Consider the following 9,038-nt stretch of genomic DNA (forward strand, 5'->3'; position numbering starts at 1 on the left):
ATGATCCGCCGGAATCCGGTCTTCCAGCGCTACGTAGCTGAACATCGAACCCTGCTCTCGATCGCTTCCCCGCATTCCCTCTACCCCCGCCTCTTTTCTACCATTTGAAGGAGTGAAGCACGGGGTTTTTCAGCACCCTGTTAGGGGCCACCTTCTCCTGGAAGTGCTGGGCGATGTCGGCACAGACTACCTGTACCCGTGCCGGAGACTTGAGCAGAACCGCCATCTTGGCGGCCTTCTTGGACAGCTGATCGCGCTCCTCATCGCTGAGGTCCGTTGTAAGCGTACGGAACTCCTCGTCGATCTGGGCCTGGTCCACGTGGAGGTCGACGAGCCGCGGCTCGAAATGAAGTTCCTTCGTGGCCCCATCCCGGATCGAGTCCTCGAAGCCGTAGCGGCTCATGTAGCCGTTGGCATCCTCCTCGGCTCCGAAGGCGTAGAAGGTGTTCTTGTCGGCCCTATTGATCGGTGTGCCGGTCAGGCCGAAGAGGAACGCGTTCGGCAGGGAATCCCGCATTTTGCGGCCCAGGTCGCCCTCTTGCGTGCGATGCGCCTCGTCCACCAGCACGATGATGTTGTCGCGCTCGTTGAGCACGCCATCCGCCTCACCGAACTTGTGGATCGTCGTGATGATGATCTTGCGGACGTCCTTCCCGAGCAGCTCCTGCAGGTCCTTGCGGCTCTCGGCCTTGACCAGGTTGGGGGCGTCGGCGGCATAGAACGTGCTCGAAATCTGGCTGTCGAGATCGATCCGGTCGACGACGACCATCACCGTCGGATTCTTGAGTGCCGGATGTAGCCGAAGCTTGCGGGCTGCAAAGAGCATGAGCAGCGACTTGCCTGAGCCCTGGAAGTGCCAGATCAGACCCTTCTTCGGGTGGCCGGCCACCACGCGTTCGACGAGCTTGTTCGCGCCCTCGTACTGCTGATAGCGGGCGATGATCTTGATGCGCTGCTTGCCCTTGTGCGTCGCGTATGAGGTGAAGTTCGCCAGCAGGTCGAGAATGACCTGCGGCCGGAGCATCGAGGTGACCGCCTTCTCGACCTGCTCCATCGAGGGCAGGACATCGCCGTCCTCGAGCCGCCACGGGCCCCAGAACTCGACGGGCATGCGGATCGAACCGTAGCGGTACTCCTTGCCCTCAGTGGCGATGGAGAAGGCGTTCGGTACGAAGAGCTCGGGCACGTTGCGCTCGTAGTCGTCGTGCACCTGCAGCGCCCCGTCGAGCCAGCTCTGGCTGGAGCGGACAGGGGTCTTCGCCTCGATGAGCACCAGCGGCATACCGTTGATGAGCAGGACGAGGTCGGCCCGCTTCTCGGTCTTGCCGGCGCGGAAGGTGTACTGCTGGGTAACGACGTACTGGTTCTGCTCGATGTCGTAGAAGTCGATGAGCTTGATGGTGACGTGCTCGCCGTTCTCGCCGAAGGGCATCGACTTCTCGCCAGTGAGCCAGGCGGCGAACTCCTCGTTGGCCTTGACCAGCCCGTCGCTGCGGACGCCCATGATGATCGCCCGCAACCGGTACAGCACGTCGTCGACGCGATCGGGCTGGGCGGCGATGGTGGGGTTCAGGCGGATGAGGGCCTCGCCGAGACAGTCCTCGGCGAGAGCTTCGTGGGGCTGGCGAGGGAGATTCTGGTGGGAGAGGTAGTGCCAGCCGAGGCCGGGGATCTGGCCGGTGTGCCGAGCAAGGCCGGGGCCGACGGCGGTGTGATGGGTGATGCCGCCGCAGAGCAGGTCGCGGACGAAGGCTTCGACGGTGTTTGCTTCGTTGAAGGTCATTGGGTACGTGCCCCCCCCCGACGTCAGCTGATTGACCAACATCGCGTTCTTCTCCGCAGCTATGCGACTCCTGTTTGCGGCGGCTTGCAGACTAGATTCCAATCTCGTCCAAATGCGGTGTGCGGTTTTCAGAGATTGCGAGTCTGCCTTCGGGAGCCTTAGTCGCCTGATGTCCCCCAGATTGATCCGCCCGAACGTGCTCCCCGCGGCATAGCGCAAGATCTGCCTTTGCACGAAGGTCGATTTGAGCATCAAATAGATGTAGCTCGACGTGTACAGCGCCGGCTGTAGCAGCACCGTATCTTGGCCGAGAGCAAATCTAGTATCGGTCGTGACATACGAAGCGATACCGAAGGACTGATTCCGGCTCAGTACTAGGTCGCCCTCCTGTACGGCGACATGATCCATAAAGCTCGGATACTCGGTGGCGGCGATCCGCTTGCACGATTCCAGCTCGATTTCGCCCCATCGGATGTCGCCTGGAGCAACCATTGGTACTCCGGCATCGACGAGTTCTGGCGTTCGATGTTTGCAATCTGTTATTTGAGCAGCATCGTCCAAGGCAATCGTCGTCTGATGCGGCGCACTGCCGAAGCGGCAATGCTTGGGCGAGTCGGCAACCGATTGCTCAACAAGTCGATCGATGGTCGATTGAGAGGTTTTCTCGAGCACCCTGCTCACGTCTGCCAGTCGTTCGACGTAGTGTCTGCTCGCCTGCAGCACCTTCGCAATCTGCTGTTGGGTCTCCACCAGTGGCAGCACGAACTCTTCTTTCGCGAGGTCTCTCCAGTTGATGGTCGGCGAAAGCCCGCCAACCGAGATCTTCACCGCACGGTCCATGAAGTCGTCGCTCTGCATGAAGAACGGTAGGAACTCGTCCAGGACGACGTCCGCCTTAGGGCGCAGAACCATCGCGTGTGCGGAGCAAATCCCATCAAAGTCGGCTACAGCGAGCTTTCGTTGATAGGCACGCCGCTTCCCAAAGATGATGTCGCCAGACTTGAAGATGATCTTGCTGGACTCAACATCGCTTGTTTCGCCCCAGCGCCGAATCTTCAGTGACTCGGGATCAATGTGCTCAAGCCCGACATACCGATCCACGTTCGCCTCAGCGGGCTTGACCTTGTCTTTGACCTGCACGGCCATCTGGTCGAAGCGGAGTGCCTGGGTTTGCTTGAGCGCCTCAGGCATCGTTCGCCTCCTCCGCTATGACACCATCGAGCATCTCCACGAGGGAATTCATTTCGGTCCAAAAGACACTGCCATCGTCTTCAAGGGACAGCCAAGCGGCGGGCAGATCCCGTGATCCTCCCTCATCGCCATCTGAGGCGACCTTCTCAACATACTTCGGAATCGAGAGATCGCCGTCGTTCGCGAGCACGTCTTCGATTGTCGCTACGAAAGCGAAGCCGGGCTGGTCTGCGAATTTCTGATACACCTCGAGGATTCTGGCCTGGTGCTCTGGCTTGAGGAAACTCTGGGCCTTCTCGCGGGCGACCTCATTGAGTGCATCAATGAAGAGGATCTTCCCCCTACGATCGGGGGTCTTCGAGGTGCGGCAGATCAGCACGCACGCTTCCATCGGCGAGTTGTAGAACAAATTCGGTCCAAGTCCGAGAACACACTCCAGCTGGTCTGTCTCAATCAAGTTGGTCCGCATCTCAGCTTCCTCGTTGCGGAAGAGCACCCCATGCGGAAAGAGAATCGCGCAACGGCCCGTCTTCGGGTCCATGCTCTTCAGGATGTGCTGGAAGAAGGCGTAGTCGGCGCGGCCCTGCGGCGGTGTGCCGAGGAAGTTGCGCCCCCACTGGTCGCTCTGCCACGCCTCGCGATTCCACTTCTTGATGGAGTAAGGCGGATTAGCGAGAACTACGTCGAAGATCTTGAGCCGATCGCCCTCGATCAAGGCCGGCTCATGCAGGGTGTTGCCGCTGCGGATGTCGAAGTCGGACACCCCGTGCAGCACCAGGTTCATTCGGGCGATGGCCGCGGTGATATTGATGAGTTCCTGCCCATAGAGGCCCATGGTGCGAGTGTCGCCACCGTTGCGCTTCACCTCGGCCAGGCACGAGATGAGCATCCCTCCAGTGCCACAAGTCGGGTCGTAGATGGTCTCGCCGGCCTTGGGCTCAAGCATCTGCGCCATCAGGTGCACGAGCGTGCGGTTGGTGTAGAACTCCTGCGCGGTGTGGCCGCTGTCGTCTGCGAACTGCTTAACGAGGTACTCGTAGCCGTTGCCGAGTTCGTCCTCGGGCACGTTGGCGAGGCTAAGGGTGTGCTTCGAGAAGTGCTCGATGAGGTTCTTGAGCGTCTCGTCGGGCATCTGGGCCTTGTCGGTCCAGGCGGCGTTACCGAAGACACCCTGCAGCCGCTGCGGGTTGGTGGCCTCGATGGCCTGGTAGGCGTTCAGCAGAGCCCTACCGACCTCGCGTGAGGCGTCGCGGGCGTCTTTCCAGTGCGCGCCTTCGGGAATGGTGAAGCGGTCGTTGGCGGTCGCCGTCGCGTAGCCATCGTCCTGGGAGTCCTCGAACGCTTCGCGGTAGTCCTCGTCCCAGACATCCGAGAGCCGCTTGAAGAAGAGCAGCGGGAAGATGTACTGCTTGTAGTCGCTGGCATCGATGAGCCCGCGCAGCAGCGTGGCCGCACCCCAGAGGTAGGACTCGAGCTCCTTCTGACTGAGTCGCGTGCTCATTCTCTGGTTCTCACGAGCTCTACCAACGGATTCGCCGCTTCAGCGAGGAGACGCTGACCGTTGGCTCTGAACTGATCGAGCGTCGGCGGTCTCGAGGTGAGAAGGCCGTTCACACAAGTATGCTGCGCCTGCTCGAGATCGACGTCGCTCGCCAGGATAGCTTTGAGCCCCGCCCCTGTTCGTTCTGCGAGCTCTCGCCAGCTCGTAGGGAAGCGATCTATTAGAGCATCTCGCCAGAGCTCGGACCACGGGAGTAACGCATCTTCATCCTTCGCGAGGGCCAACGTCGAGATGGCAATGACGCGGCCGAGATCCTTGTTGCTGCGTTTGATCCCCGAGCGGCCCGCAAAGCCGGCAGTCATCAACTCAGGTCCGATTTCCGGGTGCTCGAGGAGATTCGCCAGTGCCATCATCTCGGGGCGAGCGATGGCGACGCCCAGCGGTGTCTCGATCGGCTGGAGATTCGAAAGCGACAGGAACCGAAAGCTGCAGAGACCGAAGTCGCCCCCGTCGGTCTGAATTCGTAGCCACTGCCGACCGGCGTCCGCCGGAGAACCGGGAACGGTCAAGAGCTCGATGAACCACCCAGAGCCGCCGGGGGGTTGCAATCGAACCGCCGGGAGTTCGTCGTCCGGCGTCGAGGCGGTGCCGGGCGTGCTCCAATGGGCGTCTTGTCTCGGCGTCCAACCGTTCGAGATGAGCTTGTTCGTAATCTCGATTCCGACGTCGACGGCGGCGCCTCGCGGTGAGACGACGCAGTCAGCGTCCTTCGTCCGCACGACCATCTCGGTCTCATCCGCGAAGTAGTGATAGCCGACGGCGAGACTCCCGATCACGATCAAGTGCTCTCGGCAATCGGCAGGCACGGCCGCGGCGATTTCGCTGAGAACCTGCCCAGGGGAGACGGGTATCATGCCGTGCGGGTCAGCCATCGATCTCGCCGCGATAGCTCTCCAGGTGTGCGAGGAACTCGTTCGCTTGTGCGTCGAGGCCCGCATCGCAGAGATCTACGAGGCACTCGATCGGATCCGCCCACTGGATTCGAGCTTCGCCGCGACGAAACAACGACTCGGCGCGACGCAGGAAGTGAACGCTGACGCGAGGCTGGTCGGACCTCGACCTTGCGGGGACGAGTGCCGCATCGAGTCTGTCGACGAAATCGAGATCGGTTCGAGCGGCGCTGGTGTGGACACAGAGGTCGAGTCGTGGTGAGCCAACGAGATCGAGCTGTGGGAGATAGTGCTTTGCGCCGAAGACCCCGCCGACCGCGATGTCGTCCCGTGCAAGGCTCGCGACACGGCGCAGCAGGGATTCTGGGGAACGTGGTTGGCCGGACTGGTCCACGTAGTCGATTGTTGCACGGGCCTTCCGGGAGGTCGCGATAAAGCGCGCCCAGGCGTCGGAGGGAAAGCGCTTCAGCTGAAAACGGCGGTCTTCCAGGCGCTCCACCAACGAATCCAGCTTCTCGAGTGTCGCGGCGACCGTTCGATAGTTGCACCCTACGACCCGGGCGACCCAATCTGCGGTCATGGGCCCGCCATCCGTCACCCACTGATGGAGCAGAACGCGGAGCACCTCCGACTGTTTGTCGGGGCGCGGAAGCGGGGAAGGCAACCGGCGGCTCGCCTCGACTTCGCGTTGCACGCTCTCGAGAATCGAGGCCTCGACCTCGGAGGGCACCCCTTTGACCTCGCCGTTCGTCGCGATGACCAGACGCAGGTGGTCCGCGATCGCTGGACGTAGCGCGGTTGTGAATACCTGCATCTCGTCCGCAAGCGAGGAGTCGCTGACCCGCGGGTCCACAAGTACGAGGTAGGCCGTCTTCTCGGGCCACTGAGAGAGTCCTCTCAGAAGCTGGACAAGGGCGTTTCGGAAACCTCGTATTGCTGACAACCCTAGCTTGATTTCACCAAAGTAATTTTCATTAACGAAATCAGCACGATAGAGACCCGAATTGCGTTTTCCTGGCTTTTCGGCCATGGCTATAGAATCGTCGATTCTAGTTGCAGTTGCAAGTCATTATTGCAGTTGCAAGTTATTATTGTAGTTTCAAGTCATTATTGTAGTTGCACTACATTACGGTCGTAGGCTGATAGTCTTGAGGGGTGATTGTCAGTCGAGCCACCCGCCGTCCACGAGCACCGAGCGCAAATGGTCTTCGGCAGCGCGGGCTTCCGTCAGCGCTTCCTTGAATGCGGCGACGGCTTCGGGCAGCGGCGGAATCTCCTCGCCGATGGGCGGTAGGACATAGCGGGAGATGTTGAGCGTCCAGCCCTCCTCTTCAATCTCATCGAGGGCGACGACCTTGGCGCGGTCCTCGACATCGTTGAAGGCTTGAAACCACTTGATGATCTGCTCGACATGTCGGGGGTCGAGGAAGTTCTGCGCACGGCCCTTCCGGAAGAGACTCGACGCGTCGATGATGAGCACCTTGTTTTTCCGCTCGGCCGGCTTCTTGCGGCGGAGGATCACGACGCAGCCGGCAAGGCCGGTACCATAGAAGAGGTTCGGCGCGAGGCCGATGACTGCTTCGATCAGGTCTTCCTTGAGGAGGGCTTCGCGGATCTTGCCTTCGGCGCTCTTGCGGAAGAGCGCGCCTTGCGGGAGGACGACGGCCATGCGGCTGCTTCCGCCCTGGGCCATCGACGCGATCATGTGCTGGACGAAGGCGTAGTCGCCGTATCCGTCCGGGGGCAAGCCGTACTGCGCTCGGCCCCAGGGGTCGTTCTCCCAGACCTCGCGCCCCCATTCCTTGAGCGAGAACGGTGGATTGGCGATCACGCAGTCGAAGGTGGCGAGGCCGCCGGCACCGTCCGTGAAGGCGGGATCGCGGAGGGTGTCCTCGCGGGCGATCTGGAAGTCCTCGATGCCGTGGAGGACGAGATTCATCCGGGCGACCGAGGAGGTCGTGAGATTCTTCTCCTGACCATAGATCTTGCCGAAGAAGGTGCGCGGGTCGCCGCCGTTTCGCTTCACGTGGTCGATGGCGGCGAGCAACATGCCGCCGGTGCCACAGGCGGGGTCGTAGATCGACTCGCCCTCCTTGGGATCGAGGATCTCGGCCATCATCCGCACCACGCTGCGGGGGGTGTAGAACTCGCCGGCCTTGTTGCGGCGGGTGACGTCGGCGAACTTGCCAACGAGATACTCGTAAGCGTCGCCGAGGATGTCGGTGTCGACGGCGTTGTTGCCGAGCGAGATCGACGAGAAGCCTTCGATCAGGTCCTTGAGGAGCTCGTCAGTGAACTTCTCCTTGTTGCCCCAGTCGGTGGCGCCAAAAACGCGGTAGAGCGTGTCGGGGTTGACGCGCTCGATCTCCTGCATGGCATGCTTGAGGGCGGTTCCGACGTTCTGGGCGGTGTCGCGAACGTCGTTCCAGTGGCAGCCGTTGGGGAGCTGGAAGCGGTGGATCTCTTCGAAGTGGCCGGGGTCGGCGTCGCCGTAGAGCTCGGCGGCTTCGGCGGTTTCTTCGTCCCAGCAGTCGCTGATGCGCTTGAAGAAGAGGAGGGGGAGGATGTAGCCCTTCCAATCGGTGCGATCGACGGCGGAGCCGCGGAGGATGTTGGCGGCGTTCCAGAGATGGGACTGGAGCTCATCTCGAGAAAGCACTTCGGGATTTCCTGCTCCGCTGAGTTGCTCGGACTGGTCATCGCCCGACAAGCTCTCCATAGGGCATCTCGCTCCTCTCCGCGACTCCATTTGCGCAGGCAGGGTTCTACCCGCAGGCGCCCATCACGACCTTCGAAGATGTCATGGTCCCTGAAGTGTTTCAACCAACGGCCAACCAGAATACAACGAGATCCGAATATGTACTCAGTTCCCGCGGAACCACGCAGCCCAAGAAAAACAGTGACTCCTACGAGAGGCGACGCCCGCATCCGAGCGGCCTGCGGTAGCAAGCGGATAGCCCAGCACCTCGAGCTGTTTCATGAGATAGCGACCGAGGACGCCCGGACGTTTGGCGTATGGGTAGAGCAGCCGCGGCCACCGTACTCGACCGAGATCGCGTCGTCGGCTGGCCGCCGACTAGAGAAAGGAACGCGCGACAGGGGCAATCTATAGCGATAACCGAGATCTGGCAGTCTACGATCGAACCTGCAGCCTCCAGCAGCTCCGCCGCGTCTGGTAGCGACCCATCGGAGCGCGTCGCTTCCCATGGAACAGGGGTTCCCTGGGTAACCGCAACAAACGACTCGTACCTGAGAGAGCAGTCCTTGTCATTCAGCGGCCGCTCTGCTTCTTGACCAACTCTACTCCACTGGGGCTTCGTGCCCCTGGATCTGATCTCCCGGATTGCCAGATGAATGAGCGGCCAGTTCTTGTCCTGGAGTGGCTCAACCCCTGTGGGAAGTGAGACCTTGCGCATCTTCGTGGAGTCGGCCGGCAATGAGCTCGCGCTCGACGGCCAGGTCGATCCTCTCGTGCCTCGGTGAACACCCAAAAGCGGCCATACGTGATCACCTGAAAACCGGCCATAGAACGGGGAGTCGTCCAGGACGTTGAGGCGGGCGAGGCGGATAGCCTCGCCGGCCATGGCAAATGTCTTGGACGCAGAGAAACAGC

General features: G+C 61.3%; 5 protein-coding genes. All 5 read right to left on the reverse strand.

Annotated features, from left to right (window positions below; genetic code table 11):
- Positions 1–97 precede the first annotated feature (97 nt).
- Positions 98–2,974: an HsdR family type I site-specific deoxyribonuclease gene (locus GY937_04350; protein MCP5055940.1), complete on the reverse strand. Its 2,877-nt coding sequence runs from the start codon at positions 2,972–2,974 to the stop codon at positions 98–100.
- Positions 2,967–4,475 carry an SAM-dependent DNA methyltransferase gene (locus tag GY937_04355; GenBank protein ID MCP5055941.1) on the reverse strand — a complete coding sequence of 503 codons (1,509 nt, stop codon included), beginning with the start codon at positions 4,473–4,475 and terminating at the stop codon, positions 2,967–2,969. Before GY937_04355 ends, GY937_04350 begins: the two co-directional genes overlap by 8 nt.
- Positions 4,472–5,407, reverse strand: coding sequence for a hypothetical protein (locus tag GY937_04360; protein ID MCP5055942.1), 936 nt, complete (start codon positions 5,405–5,407; stop codon positions 4,472–4,474). Before GY937_04360 ends, GY937_04355 begins: the two co-directional genes overlap by 4 nt.
- Complete coding sequence (locus GY937_04365) at positions 5,400–6,239, reverse strand: hypothetical protein (protein ID MCP5055943.1); 840 nt, start codon at positions 6,237–6,239, stop codon at positions 5,400–5,402. Before GY937_04365 ends, GY937_04360 begins: the two co-directional genes overlap by 8 nt.
- Positions 6,240–6,587: 348 nt before the next feature.
- The gene (locus tag GY937_04370) at positions 6,588–8,084 is read right to left on the reverse strand and encodes an SAM-dependent DNA methyltransferase (GenBank protein ID MCP5055944.1); all 1,497 of its coding nucleotides are present in this window, start codon (positions 8,082–8,084) and stop codon (positions 6,588–6,590) included.
- Positions 8,085–9,038: the final 954 nt, after the last annotated feature.

The sequence above is a fragment of the bacterium genome (assembly GCA_024228115.1).
Classification (GTDB): Bacteria; Myxococcota_A; UBA9160; order UBA9160; family UBA6930.